17 protein-coding genes and 1 pseudogene are annotated in these 20,346 nt (G+C 67.0%); 13 read left to right on the top strand and 5 right to left on the bottom strand.

The window, feature by feature from the left end; translation table 11 throughout:
- Window positions 1-12: 12 nt before the first annotated feature.
- Entirely contained in the window at window positions 13-1,713 is a 1,701-nt protein-coding gene (locus tag Q0627_RS15945) for an alkaline phosphatase (RefSeq protein ID WP_291013801.1), read from the bottom strand.
- A 332-nt stretch (window positions 1,714-2,045) separates the two neighbouring features.
- On the opposite strand from Q0627_RS15945, the gene thyX reads away from it, so the two are divergent.
- The 3 genes from thyX (at window position 2,046) to Q0627_RS15930 (ending at window position 5,716) form a co-directional block, all read left to right on the top strand.
- Window positions 2,046-2,798 (top strand): FAD-dependent thymidylate synthase, encoded by a 753-nt coding sequence (gene thyX, locus Q0627_RS15940; RefSeq protein WP_291013766.1) that lies wholly within the window; start codon window positions 2,046-2,048, stop codon window positions 2,796-2,798.
- 135 nt (window positions 2,799-2,933) lie between these two features.
- Window positions 2,934-3,839 carry a 4-hydroxy-tetrahydrodipicolinate synthase gene (gene dapA, locus Q0627_RS15935; RefSeq protein ID WP_291013764.1) on the top strand — a complete coding sequence of 302 codons (906 nt, stop codon included), beginning with the start codon at window positions 2,934-2,936 and terminating at the stop codon, window positions 3,837-3,839.
- Window positions 3,839-5,716 (top strand): ribonuclease J, encoded by a 1,878-nt coding sequence (locus tag Q0627_RS15930; RefSeq protein WP_291013761.1) that lies wholly within the window; start codon window positions 3,839-3,841, stop codon window positions 5,714-5,716. The genes dapA and Q0627_RS15930 overlap by 1 nt, the downstream gene beginning before the upstream one ends.
- Before the next feature lie 68 nt (window positions 5,717-5,784).
- On the opposite strand, the gene Q0627_RS15925 is transcribed toward Q0627_RS15930, so the two are convergent.
- Window positions 5,785-7,467 carry a class I adenylate-forming enzyme family protein gene (locus Q0627_RS15925; RefSeq protein WP_298811357.1) on the bottom strand — a complete coding sequence of 561 codons (1,683 nt, stop codon included), beginning with the start codon at window positions 7,465-7,467 and terminating at the stop codon, window positions 5,785-5,787.
- A gap of 51 nt (window positions 7,468-7,518) precedes the next feature.
- Between Q0627_RS15925 and Q0627_RS15920 the strand changes: the two genes are divergently transcribed.
- Both Q0627_RS15920 and Q0627_RS15915 read left to right on the top strand, forming a co-directional pair.
- Complete coding sequence (locus Q0627_RS15920) at window positions 7,519-8,355, top strand: TetR family transcriptional regulator (RefSeq protein ID WP_291014558.1); 837 nt, start codon at window positions 7,519-7,521, stop codon at window positions 8,353-8,355.
- A 190-nt stretch (window positions 8,356-8,545) separates the two neighbouring features.
- On the top strand, window positions 8,546-10,270 hold the full coding sequence (locus Q0627_RS15915) for a class I adenylate-forming enzyme family protein (RefSeq protein ID WP_291014556.1): 1,725 nt from the start codon (window positions 8,546-8,548) through the stop codon (window positions 10,268-10,270).
- A gap of 74 nt (window positions 10,271-10,344) precedes the next feature.
- On the opposite strand, the gene Q0627_RS15910 is transcribed toward Q0627_RS15915, so the two are convergent.
- Window positions 10,345-10,587 (bottom strand): hypothetical protein, encoded by a 243-nt coding sequence (locus Q0627_RS15910; protein ID WP_291014554.1) that lies wholly within the window; start codon window positions 10,585-10,587, stop codon window positions 10,345-10,347.
- A 112-nt stretch (window positions 10,588-10,699) separates the two neighbouring features.
- Here Q0627_RS15910 and Q0627_RS15905 point away from each other — a divergent pair, with 112 nt between their 5' ends.
- The gene (locus tag Q0627_RS15905; protein WP_298811356.1) at window positions 10,700-13,705 is read left to right on the top strand and encodes a DNA translocase FtsK; all 3,006 of its coding nucleotides are present in this window, start codon (window positions 10,700-10,702) and stop codon (window positions 13,703-13,705) included.
- Window positions 13,706-13,756: 51 nt separating this feature from the next.
- On the opposite strand, the gene Q0627_RS15900 is transcribed toward Q0627_RS15905, so the two are convergent.
- Window positions 13,757-14,302 carry an amino-acid N-acetyltransferase gene (locus Q0627_RS15900; protein ID WP_298811354.1) on the bottom strand — a complete coding sequence of 182 codons (546 nt, stop codon included), beginning with the start codon at window positions 14,300-14,302 and terminating at the stop codon, window positions 13,757-13,759.
- Between the two features lie 173 nt (window positions 14,303-14,475).
- Here Q0627_RS15900 and pgsA point away from each other — a divergent pair, with 173 nt between their 5' ends.
- From pgsA to Q0627_RS15865, 7 genes are all read left to right on the top strand, one after another.
- Complete coding sequence (gene pgsA, locus Q0627_RS15895; RefSeq protein ID WP_291014548.1) at window positions 14,476-15,159, top strand: CDP-diacylglycerol--glycerol-3-phosphate 3-phosphatidyltransferase; 684 nt, start codon at window positions 14,476-14,478, stop codon at window positions 15,157-15,159.
- 290 nt (window positions 15,160-15,449) lie between these two features.
- On the top strand, window positions 15,450-15,767 hold the full coding sequence (locus Q0627_RS15890) for a helix-turn-helix transcriptional regulator (protein ID WP_291014546.1): 318 nt from the start codon (window positions 15,450-15,452) through the stop codon (window positions 15,765-15,767).
- A gap of 143 nt (window positions 15,768-15,910) precedes the next feature.
- Complete coding sequence (gene pspA, locus Q0627_RS15885) at window positions 15,911-16,726, top strand: phage shock protein PspA (RefSeq protein ID WP_291014540.1); 816 nt, start codon at window positions 15,911-15,913, stop codon at window positions 16,724-16,726.
- Window positions 16,727-17,998 (top strand): nucleotide disphospho-sugar-binding domain-containing protein, encoded by a 1,272-nt coding sequence (locus Q0627_RS15880; protein WP_291014537.1) that lies wholly within the window; start codon window positions 16,727-16,729, stop codon window positions 17,996-17,998.
- The gene (locus Q0627_RS15875) at window positions 17,989-18,183 is read left to right on the top strand and encodes a DUF3046 domain-containing protein (RefSeq protein ID WP_291014534.1); all 195 of its coding nucleotides are present in this window, start codon (window positions 17,989-17,991) and stop codon (window positions 18,181-18,183) included. The genes Q0627_RS15880 and Q0627_RS15875 overlap by 10 nt, the downstream gene beginning before the upstream one ends.
- Window positions 18,184-18,556: 373 nt before the next feature.
- The gene (gene recA, locus Q0627_RS15870) at window positions 18,557-19,597 is read left to right on the top strand and encodes a recombinase RecA (RefSeq protein WP_291014562.1); all 1,041 of its coding nucleotides are present in this window, start codon (window positions 18,557-18,559) and stop codon (window positions 19,595-19,597) included.
- Window positions 19,598-19,599: 2 nt separating this feature from the next.
- Complete coding sequence (locus tag Q0627_RS15865) at window positions 19,600-20,100, top strand: regulatory protein RecX (protein ID WP_298811347.1); 501 nt, start codon at window positions 19,600-19,602, stop codon at window positions 20,098-20,100.
- Window positions 20,101-20,185: 85 nt separating this feature from the next.
- Here the strand turns inward: Q0627_RS15865 and Q0627_RS15860 are convergent.
- Window positions 20,186-20,346: pseudogene (locus Q0627_RS15860) on the bottom strand (amino acid ABC transporter permease); the annotation flags it as partial.

The following is a 20,346-nucleotide window of genomic DNA, read 5'->3' as shown; positions in this document are numbered from 1 at the left end:
CGGGGGCGTGTCTCAGGGTATGGGGTTGACTACCGGAATAACACGGTTGGACCCGCTGCGGACCCGAAATGACCTGCCGTGGTACTCGCCGGTGCGGGGTTGGGTCTTGTCCCGCAGGAAGTACCAGTCCATCTGCACGGCGGCCTTGGTGACGGTGAGCACCCCGTAACCGTGCGCGTCGAGGTCGGTCCACTTGATGTGCGGGTTGAGGGCTGTGATCGCCGGGGGGATCGCGTTGCTGACCGTGTGTTCAGGCACCTTGATCATCTCGTCGATGTTGGATGCGGTCACCGACGGCACCACCAGCTCGGTGGCCACGGCACCCGTCGACCGATACCGGGCGGCGTCAACAGGGACATCGCACGCCCACGACGTGTGGATGTCGCCGGTGATGAACACCACGTTGGAAATCTTCTTGTCCCGGATGGTGCGCAGCAGCCGTGCGCGGTCGGCGGTGTAGCCGTCCCACTGGTCGGCGTTGTAGGGGATACCGCCTTCCGGGATACCCAGGACGTCGGTGATCGCGCCGGTGGTGGCCCTGTCGAGCGGCGGGAGGAGCACAGGCGTGATCATCACCGGGTTGCCGACGATCCGCCAGGTGGCCGTGGAGCCGGTCAGGCCGTCGGTCAGCCACTTCAGCTGCGCCTTCCCGGTGATCGAACGCGCCTTGTCGTCGATCTTGCGGGAGAGCACCGACACCTCCCTGTCCCGGTATGTGCGCAAATCCAGCATCGACAGGTCCAGCAGGTTGCCGAACCTGAGGCGGCGATAGAGATGCAGACCGCCCGCATCGGCCGGTGGCCGCACCGGCATCCACTCGTAGTACGCACGTTCAGCAGCTGCCTTGCGGGCGGCCCAGCTTCCTTCCGACGGTGAATGGTTCTCGGCACCACCGAGCCAGCTGTTGTCGGCAGACTCGTGATCGTCCCAGGTGCAGATCCACGGCAGCGCCCGATGCAGCGCGGCCAGGTCGGTGTCGGTCTTGTACTGGGCGTGCCGGATCCGGTAGTCGCGGAGCGTCCGGGCCTCGTTTCGCGGTGCGTGGACACGGATCGCGTGCCCTTTACCCGTGTACTCACCGGTCTTGTACTCGTAGTAGTAGTCGCCGAGGTGCACGATCGCGCTGAGGTCGCGACGGCCGAGGAGGTGGCGGTACGCGCCGAAGTATCCGGCCTCCCAGTTGGCGCACGACACCACGCCGAACCGGACACGGCTGACATCCGCATCCGCGGGGGGCGCGGTGCGAGTCGCACCGATCGGTGACCTGTGCGTCGTCCCGGCGGAGGTGAGAGCGAACTCGTACCAATAGCGGGTGTCGGGAGAGAGCCCCGTCGCGTCGATCTTGACGGTGAAGTCGCGTTCGGGGCCGGTCGTCGTGGTGCCCGACGCGACCACCGATCGCAATGCGCTGTCGGTGCCGATCCGCCAGGTCACCTGGACCGGGGCCCCGACGCCCGAGCCGGGTGTGGCGGCCGGGGTGGGGGAGACCCGCGTCCACAGGATGACCCGGTCGGGTAACGGATCTCCCGAGGCCACACCGTGCGCGAAAACGTCATGGCTGCGCGGGCGGGGCGGCGCGGCAGGTGCTGCGGTGGACCGCCCGGCACCGTACACGGCACCGGCGACGCCGATACCCGCGCCGCCCAGCAATACGCTGCGTCGGGAGGGGGAGCCTGCGGTGACGGCCGGCGGAGCGTCGGCGGGGGACGGCATGCCGGGAACGGGGGGCTGAGTACGCACGTCGAACATCATGCGCCATCGGGCCGGTGCCCGTGTGCGTCTGGTCACCTTCACCTGGGAATGTCGACCCGGCGAAACGCGGGAATCGGGCAGAATTCGTTCCCGATTCACCACATCGGCACCGCGAAACCGGAGGCAGCGACGCGATCGACGGGCCTGACGACGACCATCGCAGATGTCTGGGGGAGAATCGAGGCGCGGCGGCGACGGAGGAGCCCGCCCTGACCGCACTCGTCATGCGAACGAGTCGACCGATGAGCGGTGGCAGACGACGAGCGGCGGGAATCGACGATGGAGGAGGCGGTGTGTCCGAACTGGTGCCGTTGAAGGTCCAGATGGTGGCGGTGACCGAGTTCACGCCGCCGCCGGACGTGCCGTGGAGCACCGACACCGACGGCGGTGAGGCGCTGGTCGAGTTCGCCGGGCGCGCCTGCTACGAAAGCTGGGACAAACCGAACCCGCGGACCGCGACCAACGCCGGTTATCTGCGGCACATTCTTGAGGTCGGGCACCTGTCGCTGCTCGAACATGCGTCGGTCACCTTCTACATCACCGGGATCTCGCGATCGTGTACCCACGAACTGATCCGGCACCGGCACTTCTCGTACTCGCAGCTCTCGCAGCGATTCGTACCCGAACACGACTCCAATGTGGTCGCCCCACCGGCGATCAAGGATGACGCCGCACTCGAAGAACTGTTCATCAAAGCGACCGACGCCAGCCGCGCGGCGTACGTCGAACTGCTCAACGCCCTCGAAGCGAAGTTCGCGGACGTGCCCAACGCGATCCTGCGCCGCAAGCAGGCTCGGCAAGCTGCCCGCTCGGTGCTGCCGAACGCCACCGAGACCCGGATCGTCGTGACCGGGAACTACCGCGCCTGGCGGCATTTCGTCGGCATGCGCGCCACCGAACACGCCGACGTCGAGATCCGCCAGCTCGCCGTCGAATGCCTGCGGCAGCTGATGGCGATCGCGCCCACCGTCTTCGGCGATTTCGAGATCGGGACGCTCGCCGACGGCACCGAGGTGGCCACTTCGCCGTACGTTCTCGAAGGCTGATCGCATTCGCGACTCGCCTGTGCGCGCCGGCCTCGCGCGTGCGACCATTCGGCCCGCTCTCGTTCTCGACACACCACTGCCCGCACAGGTATCCCCGGCGCGGGATCGACCCAGGAGAAGGTAGCCTTGACCACCATGAACGCAGCCGTGCAGCAGCCTGACGCGCACCCTTTCGGGACGAATGTGGTGGCGATGGTGACTCCGTTCCGCGCCGACGGAACTCTCGATCTCGACAAGGCGGCGGAGCTGGCCGACCACCTGGTGACCAAGGGTTGTGACGGGCTGGTGCTGTCCGGCACGACGGGTGAGTCGCCCACCACCCAGCCTGCCGAGAAACTCGAACTGCTGCGGGCCGTCCTCGACGCGGTCGGCGATCGCTGCCGCATCACTCACGGCGTCGGTACTTACGACACCGCTGAAAGCGTCGAGTTCGCGATCGCCGGTGCAGAGGCGGGTGCGCACGGTCTGCTCGTGGTCACCCCGTACTACTCCAAACCACCGCAGGCCGGTCTGCTGGCCCATTTCCGGGCGGTCGCCGACGCCACCGACCTGCCCGTGCTGCTCTACGACATTCCCCCGCGTTCGGTGATCCCGATCGCCGAACCCACCATCCGCGCACTCGCCGAACACCCCAGGATCGTCGGGGTCAAGGACGCCAAGGGCGACCTGGCCGCAGGTGCCGGGCTCATCGCCTCCACCGGTCTGGAGTACCTGTCCGGCGACGACGGGCTGAACCTGCCGTGGCTGTCGGTCGGCGCCACCGGATTCGTCAGCGTCATCGGTCATCTCGTCGCCGACCGGCTCCGCGAGATGCAACTGGCGTTCGAGAAGGGTGACGTGGTGGCCGCCCGCGAGATCAACAACTCGGTGGCCCCGCTCGTGGGTGCGATGGGCCGGCTCGGCGGTGTCACGATGGTCAAGGCATCGCTGCGGCTGCTCGGCCTCGACGTGGGCGATCCACGTCTGCCGCAGGTGCCGGCCGACGCCGCACAACTCGATGAGCTGGCAGCGGATCTGACCGCAGCGGGATTACTGAACTGATGACGAGCCCAGCCCGGCGTCGGCGCGGCGCCTCACGACATGCAGGCCCGCCGAGCCCCGCGACGGTCGCCGAGAGCGCCTCGGGCGCGGCCCGGCACGCCACGGAAACCGAAGCCCCCGGTACCGGCGGGCAGGCATCCCGCGGCAAACACGAACGCGCCGTTGCCGAATCGCAGACCACCCAGACCGCCCCCGACCGGATGGGGCCTCCGCCCAAGCTGCGCAGCGGTGGATTGCGGGTCGTCGCACTCGGCGGTATCGGCGAGGTCGGCCGCAACATGACCGTCTTCGAATACGACGGCCGTCTGCTGATCGTCGACTGCGGCGTGTTGTTCCCCGAGGACGCGCAGCCCGGCGTCGACCTGATCCTGCCCGACTTCCGGTACATCGAGGACCGAATCGATGACGTCGAGGCGGTGATCCTCACCCACGGCCACGAGGACCACATCGGTGCGGTCCCGTTCCTGCTGCGGTTGCGCGGCGACATCCCGGTCGTGGGCTCCACGTTCACGCTGGCATTGCTGGAGGCCAAGTGCCGGGAGCATCGGCAGCGGCCCAAGCTGGTCAAGGTCACCGAGGGTGAACGGACCCAGCACGGGCCGTTCGACTGCGAGTACTTCGCGGTCAACCACTCGATTCCCGATGCCATCGCCGTCGCCATCCGCACCGGTGCGGGTCTGGCACTGCACACCGGCGACATCAAACTGGACCAGCTCCCGCTCGACGGCAGGCTCACCGATCTCGCCGGGTTCAGTCGGCTCGGCGACGAGGGCGTCGACCTGTTCCTCGTCGATTCCACCAATGCCGAGGTCCCCGGCTTCGTCACCCCCGAACGGCAGATCGGTGGCGTGCTCGACCAAGTCATCGGCAAGGCCCGCCAGCGGGTGATCGTGGCGTCGTTCGCCAGCCACGTACACCGCATCCAGCAGATCATCGACGTCGCGCACGCCCACAACCGGCGGGTCACGTTCGTCGGGCGTTCAATGGTCCGCAACATGCAGATCGCCCAGGACCTGGGGTATCTGTCGGTGCCCGACGGGGTGGTCGTCGACCTCGACACCGCAGCCACGCTTCCCGATCACCGGGTGGTGCTGATCTCCACCGGGTCACAGGGCGAGCCGTTGTCGGCGCTGTCGCGGATGGCGCGCGGCGAACACCGGCAGATCAACATCCGCGCCGACGACCTCGTCGTCCTTGCCTCCTCGCTGATCCCGGGCAACGAGAACTCTGTGTTCGCGGTGGTCAACGGCCTGGCCAAGCGAGGCGCGACCGTCATCACCCAGCAGTCGGCGAAGGTGCACGTGTCCGGGCACGCCTCGGCCGGCGAGCTGCTGTACCTGTACAACGCGGTGCGCCCCACCAACGTGATGCCGGTACACGGGGAGTGGCGGCACCTGCGCGCCAACGGCGACCTGGCCATCGCCACCGGTGTGGCGCCGGGCCGGGTGGCCCTGGCCGAGGACGGCGTGGTCGTCGACCTCGTCGACGGCTTGGCCACCATCACCGGGCGCGTACCCGTCGGCTACGTATACGTCGACGGGCTGTCCGTCGGCGACGTCGGCGAGTCCACGCTGTCGGAACGTTTGGTCCTCGGCGAGGGCGGTTTCATCGCCATCACCGTCGCGGTCGATCCGGAGACCGGCCGCACGGTCAGTCCGCCGGAGATCTCCGGGCGTGGTTTCTCCGACGATCCGGCCGCGCTCAAGGACGCCGCCGATCTCGTCGGCAGGGCCCTGGACACCCTGTATGCCGAAGGGGTCACCGACACCCATCGCATCGCCCAGACCATCCGTCGGACCGTCGGCCGCTGGGTGTCGGAGAAGTACCGTCGCCGCCCGATGATCGTGCCCACGGTTCTGGCCGTGCGGGGCAACTGACTGCCCTGAACCCCACGAACAGGCCCCGGCATCACAAATATTGCGATGCCGGGGCTTATTCGTGGGGTTTACGACGAGCCTTCGCGCAGGTGCCGCCGCAGTAGTTTCCCGGTGGACGTTCTCGGCAGGGCACCGACCACCTCGACCTCACGCGGATACTTGTAGGCCGCCAGACGAGCCCGGCAGAACTCGATCAGACCCGCCTCCGTGACCGGGCACTGTCCAGTCGCTTCTTGCGGAGTATCAAGCACCACAAAGGCTTTCACGCTCTGTCCGCGATAGTCATCCGGGATCGCGACCACCGCGGCATCGCGGACCAGCGGATGTGAGAGGAGAACCCGCTCGACTTCCCACGGCCACACCTTGTACCCGGCGGCATTGATCACGTCGGTGCTGCGGTCGACCACATAGAACCAGCCCTCGGCATCCATGAAACCCACATCGCCAGTGTGCAATTCACCCCCAGCCAGCGCCGCGGCCGTGGCAGCCGGGTTGCCCCAATACTGGCTGATCACCTGTGGCCCGGAGGTGACCAGCTCACCGATCGCACCGACGGGAACCTCCTCACCGTTGTCGTCGACGACACGAACCATGGTGTTGCACACCGGGATTCCGACCGAGATCACCCCCGTATCGGCGTCGACGGGTGCCCGCAGGCCCGGTGGCACGATATGCGATGGTGACGTGCTCTCGGTCTGGCCGTACACGTTGTGGATGTAGCCGCCGAGAACGGCTTCGAGCCGGTCGGCGGTATCGGGGTCGATCGGGGAACCGCCCGAAAAGCGCAGACGCAGGCATGTCAGGTCCTCGGGCGTGAGATCGGACTCGTCGGCCAGCGCGATGTAGGCGGTGATCGCGGCGGTCGCGAACGCGGGCCGATGCGTCCTGATCGCGTCGGCGACGACCATCGGGTGGATGCGATGGGTGAGTACCAACGCTGATCCCAGGTGCATCGCCAAGGTGACACCCGCAACCAGGCCGGTGACATGGAAGATCGGGGCGAGCGCGAGAATCGGGTCCATCTCACCCACACCGGTCCAGTTCCGGTAGGTCTGAGTGCTGAACATGAGGTTGGCGTGCGTGATGGCAGCGCCCTTGGGAAATCCCGTGGTGCCGGATGTGTTGAGCAGCACCGCGGTGTCTCCGGGCCCGATGGTGCACCGGACGCGCGGCCGGGTGTGGGCGGCGGTCAGTGCATACAGGTCGACTGTGTCTGCTGGGCGGTGCCGGGCTGATTCCTCCAGCACCCGCGGATCGTCGGTGCTCTGACCGTCGAACGGTGATGCGGTCACCACGATCGGAACGGGCCAGGTGTCCGAGATGTCGGTGAGCGCGGTACGGGCGATGTCCCGGTAGATGTCGCCGAGCACCAGCAGCCCTGATGGCCGGTAGGTACCGAGGAACTGGCCGAACTCCTCTAGGGTGCTCATCGGGCTGATCAATACCGCGGCACCTCCGGCCTTCCACGCCGCGACGAGCCCGATGACCAGGGCGGGGTTGTTCTGAGTGCAGATCGCCAGCCGGTCGCCGGACCTGAAGCCACGCGTCTGCATGTACGCGGCCAGCGAGTCCGCCGCCCGGTCGAGCTGTGTCCATGTGGTGGCGCCGTCGAAATAGTGCAGGGCGATGTCATCGCCGCGCGCTGCGACGGTGGCGTCGAACATCTCCAGTGCCGTGTCGTAGCGGCTGCGCTGGAATGCCGGCCGTTCGCCGTAGAGAGCGAGCCATGGCCGGGAAACGTAGTCGGACATCGGTCTCCCTTCCCGCACAGTTTAGGGCGTGCCTCCGCTACGGTGTTCAGTATGGCTGAACATCCGGGCCCTGCCATACGTGCCGCGCGCGCACGGGCCAGGTTGACATTGCGAGCCCTCGCCGACGCCATCGGCGTGAGCGTGGGCACCATGAGTGCCATCGAAACAGCCAAGGTAGCGCTGACGACGGACCGGCTCGACGTCATCGCGGCAACCCTGGGCGTGCGTTCGGCGGATCTGCTCGATCCGCCACCTGAACGCGCCGAACCCGCGCCGGGTCCGGTGGGGGAGGTGATGTCGTGGCGGCGGTTCGACGAACTGCACCTCGATCCCGCGCTGCGGGCGGCGATTGAAGTGTTCACCGAGTTCGGCTACCACGGGGCGACGATGAGGATGGTGGCCACCGCCGCCGACAGCAGCGTCGCCGGCATCTACCACTATCACCGCAGTAAGCAGGGCCTGCTGGCGACGCTGACAAACCTCACCATCGACGATCTGGAATGGCGGGTCGCTGCGGCGGACTCAGCCGGCGACACGCCTGCCACCCGGTTCGCGCTGATGGTGGAAGCGCTGGCGTTGTTTCATGCGAGCCGACGCGACCTGGCGTTGATCACCGTTACGGAGATGCGCAGTCTGGAGGAGCCCGACAGAGGGCGGCTCGCCGATCGGCGCCGCGCGATACAGTCTCGGGTCGACGCGGCCGCGATGGCGGCGGTGGCCGACGGGACGTTCGCCACCGGTGATCCCCGAGAGACGGCGCGCGCAGTGGCCACGATGTGCATGGCATTGCCGCAGTGGTTCCACGCCGATGGTTCCGCCGGTGCCCAGGAGGTGGCGCGGGACTATGTGCGCTATTCGATGGCGATGATGCGATTTCAGTCTGACTGAACTCCTGGTCCGCTGGAATTCCCGGTGGGGCAGCTGTTTTCGTCGTCAAGGGCATGCTTGACGAAACCCCGCCGGAGTGTGATGCTGGTCTCGACTGAAACATCCCGAACGTTCGATCAGCCTTGTTCAACTTCCGGGTCTTCAGTGACATTCGCCGGCACTGGCACCGCTATCGCATTGGAGAGTTGTCATGACCTATCCCGACCCCACCGCCCGGCCCGCCGGTCAACCCGGGGCTCAGGCGAGTCCGGCGTCGGGGATCTACGCGGCGCGGCCGTGGCTGGGGTTGTATCCCGAGGGCTCTCCCGTTGACATCACCGCCGAGTGCGCGACAGCGCTCGACGTGTTCGACGCGTCAGTCCGAACCGGCGCCGACGACCCGTTTCTGATCTACTTCGACGGTGTCCTGACCTTCGGCGACGTCGACAAGGCAGCCGACGTTCTGGCGGCGGCGCTCATCGCCGAGGGGTTCGCCGCGGGTGACAGGCTGGCACTGTACGTCCAGAACAACCCGGGCTACGTGATCGGCCTGGTCGCGGCCTGGAAGGCCGGTGGTATCGCCGTCGCCATCAACCCCATGAACCAGCAGCGCGAACTCCGGTACATGCTCGCCGACTCCGGCGCGGTGGCCCTGCTGACCCTTGACGATCTGTACCTATCCGTGGCCAAGCCCGTGATCGCCGAGGGCGGATCATCGATCCGGACAGTCATCACATGTTCGCCGCTGGACTTCCAGACCCGCGACGATGAGCGGCTCTTCGCCGGGGTATCCCGGAGCGCGGTGCCCGGCACCGTCGACCTGGCGGAGGTCATCGCCGCGTACGAGGGATCCGCCCCGCCGGTGCCCACACTGAGTCCGGACGACACCGCGGTGCTTACCTACACCTCGGGCACCACCGGAGAACCCAAGGGCGCGATGAACACCCATCGCAATCTCGCATTCAACGCACAGGTATACCGGGACTGGACCGGACTGGGCGCGGGTGAGCCGATCCTCGGTATCGGCCCGCTGTTCCACATCACCGGGCTCGTCGGCCACATCATGTTCGCGATGATCGCCCACACGTCGCTGATCCTGATGCACCGCTTCGCACCCGACGTCGCCGTGGACACGATCCGGGAGTATCGGCCGGTGTTCACGGTGGCGGCGATCACCGCCTACAACGCGCTGTCGGCCGCACCGGGTGCCACACCCGCCGACTTCGAGAGTCTGCGGATCCTCTATTCCGGTGGCGCACCGATCTCACCGGCCATCGGCGACCGCATGGAAAAGGTCTTCGGTGCCTACATCCACAACATCTACGGCATGACCGAGACGTCCTCGCCCTCGCACGGTGTGCCGTTCGGCGTGCGTGCCCCTGTCGATGAGGACTCGGGCGCGCTGTCGGTGGGTGTACCCGTGTTCAACACGGTTGTGCGTGTGGTCGCCGAGGACGGCAACGACGTTCCCGTCGGCGAGGTGGGGGAGTTCGTGACATCGGGTCCGCAGGTGGTACCCGGCTACTGGAACAAACCGGACAAGACTGCCGAGTCCATGCCGGACGGCGCGATCATGACCGGCGACGTCGGGTTCATGGACGCCGACGGTTGGTTCTACATCGTCGACCGCAAGAAGGACATGATCAACGCCTCCGGCTACAAAGTATGGCCCCGTGAGGTGGAGGACGTGATCTATACCCACCCCGCCGTGCGCGAGTGCGCGGTGATCGGAGTGCCCGACGAATACCGCGGGGAAACCGTGAAGGCGTACGTCTCGCTGAACGAGGGGGCGTCGGTGACCGAGAAAGAACTGGTCGGGTTCTGCAAACAGCAGATGGCCGCCTACAAGTATCCGCGGCAGGTGGTGATCGTAGAGGAACTGCCCAAGACGGTGACCGGCAAGATCCTTCGGCGGACGCTGCGTGCCGGGAAATGACCGTGACCGCAGTGCTGCGACACGCGCCACACCGGGACAGTTGTTGCGTAAGTGACTGACGGGGTCGGGGCGGACTACTCTGTCCGCATGGCTTCGAGAGCGAGCACGGGTTCACGCGCGTCTTCGGCGCGCACCCCGGCCACGGATACGGCCGCCGGCCGATCGACCGGCGGACGGTCGTCTGCTGCTCGGACGTCCCGGGGAAAGAGCGCCTCGTCGACGCGGGGACGCGCCGACGACACCGACAGTACCCCGGCGCGACGGAAGGGTACGGCGAAGAAACCTGCTGCCCGATCGTCCACACGTGCCTCGGGCACGGGACGTCGATCGGTCCGCAGCACGCGTTCGCGCGGCGAACCGGAAAAGCCCATCACCGAGCGGACAACCGACGTGCACCGGCCGTCCGTCGCCTCGACCGTCGGACGAGGTGTGGGGCGGGGGGTCGGCGGTGGCTGGGCCCTGCTCGCCCGTGGCATCGGAGGCCTGGCGCGCGTCGGAACAGGACGCGACACACCGGCCGGAGACGACGGCGACCCCGGCTACCGCGGTCGCGGCCGACGTGGTGCCAATGATCAGGATCCAGGCGATCGTGGCCCCGACGGCCGTGCTCCCCGTGATCCCGGTCCCCGTGATCCCAGTCCCAGTGATCGTGGTCCCGACAGTCGTGACCCAGACAACCGACACACCGGAGTCGTACCCGGCGGCCCGGACGACGGCGCCGACGGCGAGACCGGTGGTCCATCGCATCAGCGTGACGGCATAGCTCTGCTTCTCCTGATCTTCGGACTCCTGATGGCCGTGGGTGTGTGGTTCGGCGCAGCGGGTCCGGTGGGGGCATTCATCAACGCAGGGGTGCGGGCTGCGGTCGGTCTCGTCGCGATCGGCGTGCCGGTGGTCCTGGTGGCGGTCGCGGTGATCCTCATGCGCAGCCCGGCGACGCTCGCCAAGCAGTCACCCGGCCAGCTCGTCGGGGCAGTGCTGCTCGGCCCTCCGGCGCTGGGCCTGATACACCTGATCGCGGGCGCACCATCGGACTTCACCGGCCGATCGAACGCCGCCGGCTATGCCGGGTGGTTGGTCGGCACCCCGCTGACCCACTGGGTCACCGCGTGGGTCTCGGTGCCGATCCTGCTGCTGATCATGGCCTTCGGTGCGCTGTTGCTGAGCGATCGCACGATGAGCGACCTGGTAATCGGGATCAGTGACTACCTCGGCCTGCGGCTGCGCGGGTCGAGGGACACCGGTGAGCACGACGAAGCGCCGTGGGAATCCGAGCGGCGACACGACTCCGAACGCTATCGGCGCGGAGCGGACGACGGCCCGGCGGATCGGCGTGCCGTAGACGGCGGTGCGGGCTATCGACCCGAACGAGCCGAGCCCGGATACTCTCCGGATCCGTACGAGAACTATCCCCCCGACAACGGTCCCGCGCGCCGCCGGACATCCCGGAAGACGCAGTACGGGGCCTACGAGACTCCGGCGTCCGGCCGGGACACCGGGGCTTCCCGGCGCGGTGCCACCGCGGGGGAGATGCGTGACTCCGCACGCACCGAGTTCATCGGCGACAGACGCCCGGCCGGCGCGGGCGGATACGACGACCCCAGGACCGGGCGTCGATCGGGTGCCGCCGATTTCGGTCCCGGTGACTACGATCCTGGTGATTACGGCGCCGCAGACTTTGCCGATGCCGCTACCGATCCACTCGGACCGGGCGGCGTAGGTCCCGCCGATCTCACCGAACCCATCGACCGTGGCAGCGGCGCCCGCCCGGCCGCCGCGACCACCACCGGCGACGACGCGGACCTGCCGCCGCGGCAGGACGCGCCCGTATCGGGAACGAGGCCGACCACCCAGAGAGGCCGCCGCATGAGTGCCGCCACCGCATCCGGTACCAGCCGGACGGGACGGCCCGCGTCAGCGTCCCGTGGACACTCCGCGGAGAACTCGCCCTATCATGTCCCCCCGACCTCGTTGCTCATCGAGGGCGAGCCGCCGGTGGCGGGCAGCCGTGCCAATGACGACATGATCGACCGCATCACCGGCGTCCTCGAGCAGTTCAAGATAGACGCGATGGTCACCGGGTACACCCGCGGCCCGACGGTCACCCGCTACGAGGTCGAACTCGGCCCGGGTGTGAAGGTCGAGAAGATCACCGCGCTGCAGCGCAACATCGCCTATGCGGTCGCCACCGACAACGTGCGGCTGCTGGCACCCATCCCCGGCAAATCGGCCGTCGGGATCGAGGTCCCCAACTCCGATCGCGAGATGGTGCGTCTGGCCGACGTGCTGGAGGCGCCGTCGACGCTCAAGGACAAGCACCCGCTCGTCATCGGTCTGGGTAAGGATATCGAGGGCGACTTCGTCTCGGCCAATCTCGCCAAGATGCCGCACCTGCTGGTGGCCGGCTCCACCGGTTCGGGCAAGTCGAGTTTCGTCAACTCGATGCTCGTCTCGCTGCTCACCCGCGCCACCCCCGAGGACGTGCGGATGATCCTCATCGACCCCAAGATGGTCGAGCTCACCCCGTACGAGGGGATTCCGCACCTGATCACCCCGATCATCACCGAACCCAAGAAGGCCGCCGCCGCGCTGGCCTGGCTGGTCGAGGAGATGGAACAGCGCTATCAGGACATGAAAGCCTCCCGGGTGCGTCACATCGACGACTTCAACCGGAAGGTGCGGTCGGGGGAGATCACCGCGCCACTGGGGTCCGAACGCGACTACAAGCCGTATCCGTACATCCTCGCGATCGTCGACGAGCTCGCCGACCTGATGATGACCGCTCCCCGCGACGTCGAGGACGCGATCGTGCGGATAACGCAGAAGGCGCGTGCGGCGGGCATCCACCTGGTCCTGGCCACCCAGCGGCCATCGGTCGACGTGGTGACCGGCTTGATCAAGACGAACGTCCCGTCCCGTCTGGCGTTCGCGACGTCCTCACTGACCGACTCGCGCGTCATCCTCGATCAGCCGGGCGCCGAGAAACTCATCGGTATGGGTGACGGACTTTTCCTGCCCATGGGTGCGGGTCGGCCCATCCGGATGCAGGGGGCGTTCGTCGCCGACGAGGAGATCTCCGCGGTCGTCGAGTACAGCCGGGAGCAGGCACAGCCCGAGTTCGTCGACGGTGTCACCACCTCGAAGGCCGGGGACAAGAAGGAGATCGACTCCGACATCGGTAACGACCTCGACGACCTGCTGCAGGCGATCGAGCTGGTGGTTTCCAGTCAGTTCGGATCGACGTCGATGCTCCAGCGCAAGCTGCGCGTCGGTTTCGCCAAGGCGGGCCGGTTGATGGATCTGATGGAGACGCGTGGGGTCGTGGGTCCGAGCGAGGGATCCAAGGCCCGCGAGGTTCTGGTGAAACCGGAGGACCTGGCCGGGGTGATCGCATCGATCACGGGCGGAGATGCCTCCGCACCGGATCCGGCCTGACAGCCCGGCTCGTGCCTGCGTGACCGACCGAGGCCGGGGCGATACCCGGCCTCAGCCGTTGTCATGCAGGTGAGCCAGCATCCGGGTGTTGCCGAGTGTGTTCGGTTTGACGTAGCTCAGGTCGAGGAACTCGGCGACACCGGTGTCGTACGAGCGGCACATCTCCTCGAACACCTCGCGGGTGACGGGCGTACCCTCGATCTCGATGAATCCGTGGCGGCCGAAGAACTCCGTCTCGAACGTGAGCACGAACACCCGGCTCAGTTCCAGCTCGCGCGCGACGTCCATGAGCCGAGCGACGATCCGGTGCCCGATGCCATACCCGCTGCGGGTGCGGTCGACCGCCACGGTTCTGACCTCGCCGAGATCGGACCACAGCACGTGCAGGGCTCCGCAGCCGACCACGTCGCCGCCCATGTCGCCGACCCAGAACTCCTGCACCGACTCGTACAACGTCACCAGGTTCTTCTCCAGGAGAATCCGGCCGGCGTACTGGTCGATGAGTTCTTTGATCCGCGGCACATCGGATGTCCGGGCGCGGCGCACCACGACGGTGCGGTGATCGGTCGTGTCGGCCTCGGGGTCGGCGGAGGACATGCGAATCAATGTACGTCGGATGACTGCGGCGCCGGGCGATGAGCCGGTCAATCGACATGAATCCCATCGCGTGTGACCTGGTGATCAATCCCGGCCGGTATCGCGGATAGTCTGTTCTGTGTGCGAGTGTGCTTTCGGCGCCCCATGGGCGAGTCGTCATCGGTCGGTGAGTCATGACCGGCCGGGCTCGCCGTGCTCTCGACGAGGAGCCGTGCCAAGCCGTGGATGAGCCGGTGACCGGTGACCTCACCCCGTCCGTCCCCCACGAGGTGCCCCCGAACGAAGTGCGCCCGGACGAGGTCCCGCTGCTCAACATCGCCAACGTGCTCACGATGTTCCGGATCGTGCTGGTGCCGGTGTTCGTCGTCACGCTGTTCGTCGACGACGGGGACAGCACGGCGTGGCGTATCGCGGCCACCGTGATCTTCGCCGTCGCAGCGCTCACCGACCGCTACGACGGTCGGCTGGCCCGCGAGCGGGGCCTGGTCACCGAGTTCGGCAAACTGGCCGACCCGATTGCCGACAAGGCCCTGATCGGCGCCGCGCTCATCAGCTTGTCGGTGCTCGGTGAGCTGTCCTGGTGGGTGACCGGTGTCATCGTGGTCCGTGAACTGGGCGTGACCGCGCTGCGGTTCTGGGTACTCAAGCACGGTGTGATTCCGGCCAGCCGTGGAGGCAAGCTGAAAACGCTGCTCCAATCGTTGGCGATCGGTTTCTACCTCCTTCCACTGGACGGTGGCTGGCACCTGATCGCCGTGGTCCTGATGGCGGCGGCGGTCGTCGTGACCGTCGTGACCGCCTGCGACTACCTCTGGCAGGCGATCGCGTTGCGGGCGAAGGGCCGCGCCGGCCGCTGACAGCCTGCTTCAGGATCGCTCAACCCGGCACGACGGGGGCGTCGGCGGGGGTGTGTCGGTCACGTCTTGGTAGCGTGAGACGAGCGCCACGTGAGATGAGTCACGACCGGACTTTCGCCGGTCGTGCAGCGCGACGGCGCCGATAGTGGACTACTGTCGGCGGAACGGAGCAGAGCGCCCGATGCCGGATCCGCCCCGAATGAGCGGTGCGGGAACCGATCGGGCGATGCGATCGTTGTCAAGGTCGGTCGGCGCACTAGGACGGTGACGACCCGAAGGAGGGAGTGTCAATGGCGGTACTGCTGCGAGAGGCGCTGGGGGAAAGTCTGCGCCGGGTACGTACGGACCAGGGCCGGACGCTGCGTGAAGTCTCCACCGACGCGCGGGTGAGTCTGGGCTATCTCTCCGAGGTCGAGCGGGGCCAGAAGGAGGCATCGAGCGAATTGCTCGCGGCGATCTGTGATGCTCTCGACGTCGAACTCGCCGACATCGTGCTCGACGCGGGCCAGACATTGCGCCCAGCGCAGCACGATGCCGCGTTGTCGGCCACAAAGGTGGTCATTCCGGCTCCTGCCGGGCGGCCCGGTGCCGAGCTCGCCGCGGCCTGACCGGCGATCCCGAACCGGCCGTGTCCGGTGACACATCCGAACGACAGCGGTGCCTGTACCCGGTGGGGGCGGCTACAGTCGGATGTCAGGGCTAGATTGGTCCCCGATCCACTTTTCAACCGGTGAATGGAGTTGACGCAAGCATGGCGAACCCGTTCGTGAAGTTCTGGCGCTATCTGATGGCCCTGGGCAATTCGAAGATCGACGAGTACGCCGATCCGAAGGTGCAGATCCAGCAGGCGATCGAGGATGCGCAGCGTCAGCATCAGGCGCTGTCCCAGCAGGCCGCCAATGTGATCGGCAACCAGCGCCAGCTGGAGATGAAGCTCAACCGGCAACTCGAAGAGATCGAGAAGCTGCAGGCCAACACGCGTCAGGCACTGACCCTGGCCGATCAGGCCGCCGCGGCCGGTGACGCGCAGAAGTCGCAGGAGTACACCAACGCCGCCGAGGCGTTTGCCGCGCAGCTGGTCACCGCCGAGCAGAGTGTCGAAGACCTCAAGGTGCTGCACGATCAGTCGCTGCAGGCGGCGGCGCAGGCCAAGCAGGCCGTCGAGCGTAACGCGATGATGCTGCAGCAGAAGCTGGCTGAGCGGTCCAAGCTGCTGAGTCAGCTCGAGCAGGCCAAGATGCAGGAGCAGGTGTCGGCATCGCTCAATCAGATGAGTGAGTTGGCCGTTCCGGGTAACACGCCCAACCTGGATCAGGTGCGCGACAAGATCGAACGCCGCTACGCCAACGCTCTGGGATCGGCCGAGCTGGCGAAGAACTCCGTCCAGGGGCGGATGGCCGAGGTCGAGCAGGCCGGTGTCCAGATGGCCGGGCACTCCCGGCTGGAGCAGATCCGCGCCAGCATGCGGGGTGAGGCACTGCCGTCGGCGGGTGCACCGGCTGCGGCGCCGGACTTGGCCAAGCCCGGTACTTTGCCCGGACAGACGCTTCCGCCGCAGACCCACTAGGTGACCGGGGCGTCGCCGCGGGGCCGCACGCACCGTATCGGTATCGTCGCGGGGCCGGACGCCGGTCATGCGTTTCCGGCGTTCGCCCTGGCAGGGTTGTTCGACGCCGCCGGGTATGGGGTTGTCGTCTATACCGGCAGACGCTGGCTGGACGAGGCCTCGCGGCGCGGTATACGGACACTGGAGTTACCCGGGCTGACCGCGCTCGCAGATGACGACGACGGTGATGCGGGAGACAAGCTCAGTGGACGTGCCGCACGCATCGCGTGTGCGCTGGAGCCGTCCCTGGTGGCGGAGCATATTGATCTGGTCGTCTCCGATGCCATCACCGTCGGCGGTGGTTGGGGAGCCGAACTCGCCGGAATCCCGTGGGTGGAATGCTCGCCGCACCCGCTGTACGACGCATCGCGTGGCCTGCCTCCGGTGGGTTCGGGCCTCGCAGTGGGGACCGGACTGCAAGGCAGGCTACGGGATTCGCTGATGCGGGTCGCCACCGCGCGGTCGATCCGGCTCGGCGAGCGTCAGCGGTCGAGTGCCCGGACATCGATCGGATTGCCCGGAACTCCGGCACCCGCCGCCCGACTGGTGGCCACGCTGCCCGCGCTGGAGGTACGCCGCCCGGACTGGCCCGAGCGGACCCACATCGTCGGTCCGCTGCTGTGGGAACCTACGGACGAGATATTCACGGTCCCGGGGGGTGACGGGCCGCTGATCATGGTGGCACCGTCCACCGCCGCCACCGGCGCCGGCGACATGATCGACCACGTGCTCGGCGGACTCGCCGGATTGCGCCGTGATGTCCGCGTGGTGGTGTCCGGGCTCGGCATCGACGATTCGACCGTGGCGGCGATCTGTGTCGGAGCCGGGCTTCCGGCCGGTGCCGTGGTGGCGGGCCTGGCCCGTCAGGATCAGCTGCTGGCCTCGGGTGCGGTCGACGTATTGATCTGCGGTGGCGGTCACGGAATTCTGGCCAAGAGTCTGACTCACGGCGTTCCGGTGGTCACCATCCCCGGTGGCGGTGATCAGTGGGAACTGGCCAACCGGGTGAGCCGGATCGGTGTGGGAGAACTCGTCCGGCCCGTCACCGCGGACACGGTGACCGGTGCCGTGCGTACCGTCCTCGACGACCCGGGATATGCGGACCGGGCCGCGTCGGTCGCGGCATCAGCCAGGGGGACCGTCGATCCGGTGACGGTAGTCAATCGGGTTCTGGGGAGATCGGGTGCCGCACCGGCGGACCGTACACCGATAGGCTCGACGCCGTGCGACTGACGGAGTTCACCGAGTTGATGAACGCTCAGTTCGGTGTGCAGACGGCCGATTCGATTCTCACCGACCACGTTCTCATCGAGTTCGGCGGCCGGACCGGTGCGCAGGCCATCGAGGACGGCCGCGACCCCCGCACGGTATGGGTCGCAATCTGCCGCGACTTCGACGTGCCCCGCGAACGCTGGTAGCCCGCACTCGATGCCTGTGAAGGCCCCGACCAGTGAAGACCTTCGCCTGTGGAGACCTTCGCCTGTGGAGAACCTCGGCCTGTGGAGAACCTTGGCCTGTGGAAACTCTGTTTGCCGGGTATCGGGGGCCGTGCCAGTATTGCCAATAGAACATTCGTTCGTTCATACTGATGTTCGATAAACGCCGGATGTTCGGCAGAGCGATGTTCGGCTAGAGCAAGGCAGTCCCGGCACGCCGGAGGCTGATTGTCAGACCCTCCGGATAGTGTGCGGGGCGATGGCAACCACAGCTTCGGGCAAACCCCGGTCAACACAGCAGACACGTAAACGCGGCAGCACCAAGGCCAACCCGGTACCGACCAGAGGAGACACAATGGCACCGACTCACGATCGTGAGAAGGCACTCGACCTCGCGCTCGCACAGATCGACAAGAACTTCGGCAAGGGCTCGGTCATGCGGCTCGGGCAGGAGGCCCGTCAACCTCTCGAAGTCATCCCGACCGGCTCGATCGCCCTCGATATCGCGCTGGGTATCGGTGGGCTGCCCCGTGGTCGTGTCGTGGAGATCTACGGTCCGGAGTCCTCGGGTAAGACGACGGTGGCGCTGCATGCGGTGGCCAATGCTCAGGCGCAGGGCGGTATCGCCGCCTTCATCGATGCCGAGCATGCGCTCGATCCCGACTACGCGGCCAAGCTAGGCGTCGATACCGACGCGCTGCTGGTGTCCCAGCCGGACACCGGCGAGCAGGCCCTGGAAATCGCTGACATGCTGATCCGGTCGGGCGCACTCGACATCCTGGTCATCGACTCGGTCGCGGCGCTGGTGCCCAAGGCTGAGATCGAGGGTGAGATGGGCGACAGCCACGTCGGTCTGCAGGCTCGTTTGATGAGCCAGGCGCTGCGCAAGATGACCTCGGCGCTCAACCAGTCCAACACCACCGCCATCTTCATCAACCAGCTCCGCGAGAAGATCGGTGTGATGTTCGGCTCCCCCGAAACCACCACGGGCGGTAAGGCATTGAAGTTCTACTCGTCGGTGCGCCTGGATGTGCGGCGCATCGAGACACTCAAGGACGGCACCGACGCGGTCGGTAACCGCACCCGCGTCAAGGTGGTCAAGAACAAGGTGGCGCCGCCGTTCAAGCAGGCCGAGTTCGACATCCTCTACGGACATGGCATCAGCAAGGAGGGTTCGCTGATCGACCTCGGCGTGGCCGAGGGCTTCATCCGTAAGTCGGGATCCTGGTACACCTACGAGGGCGATCAGCTCGGTCAGGGCAAGGAGAACGCCCGCAACTATCTCAAGGAGAACCCGGAGACGGCCGACGAGATCGAGAAGAAGATCAAGGAGAAGCTCGGCATCGGCGCGGTTCTCGACGACGATGACGTGGCTCCCGCGCCGGTTGAATTCTGACGATGACCGCAGACGCTGAGACCGGGCGCACCGCCTCCCCGTGGGACGTGGCGCTCCGGCTTCTCGGAGTCCGGGCGCGCAGTCGCCACGAAATGCGGGAGCGGCTGTTGCGCAGAGGTTTTGCCGACGATGTCGTCGAGGACGTGATGGCCCGGCTCGACCGTGCAGGATTGCTCGACGACGCCGATTTCGCCGCCGAATGGGTACGGTCGCGACATGCGTACAGCGGCAGGGGGCGGATCGCACTCAAACAGGAGCTGCGTTCCAAAGGGATCGACGCCGAGGTCATCGACGAGGCGCTCGGCGACATCAGCCCGGATGCAGAGCGGGTCAACGCCGTGTCGATGGCCACGAAGAAGCTGGCCGCGATGCGCGTGGATCTCACCGACCGCGCCGAACGTGACAAGGCGTTCCGCAGGCTTGCCGGCGTGCTGTCGCGGCGCGGCTACGACCAGTCGACGGTGATCGACGTGGTGACAGAGGTGCTGGGCACCCGATCGTGACGGGCCCCACCCGAATGTCAAGGCCGGGACTACAGGGCGCAAGCAGTTCGTCCTGTAGTCCCGGCCTCGTTCGTCTGTGCGGGCGCTACTTGGTTCCGAAGGTGGGCAGGTTCTCCGATGCGGCGATATCGACCTCGTCAGGATCGACGGCGGCCACCTTGCGGCGGCCGGTGCGCAGACGCTTCTCCAGATACGTCGCCAGCGACGACAGACCGAAGTTGATCAGGATCATGATGATCGCGATGA

It is taken from the genome of uncultured Gordonia sp., from assembly GCF_937858515.1.
Taxonomy (GTDB): Bacteria; Actinomycetota; Actinomycetes; order Mycobacteriales; family Mycobacteriaceae; genus Gordonia.
The sequence above is the reverse complement of the archived record's forward strand: the minus strand, read 5'-3'. Positions and strand labels throughout refer to the sequence as shown.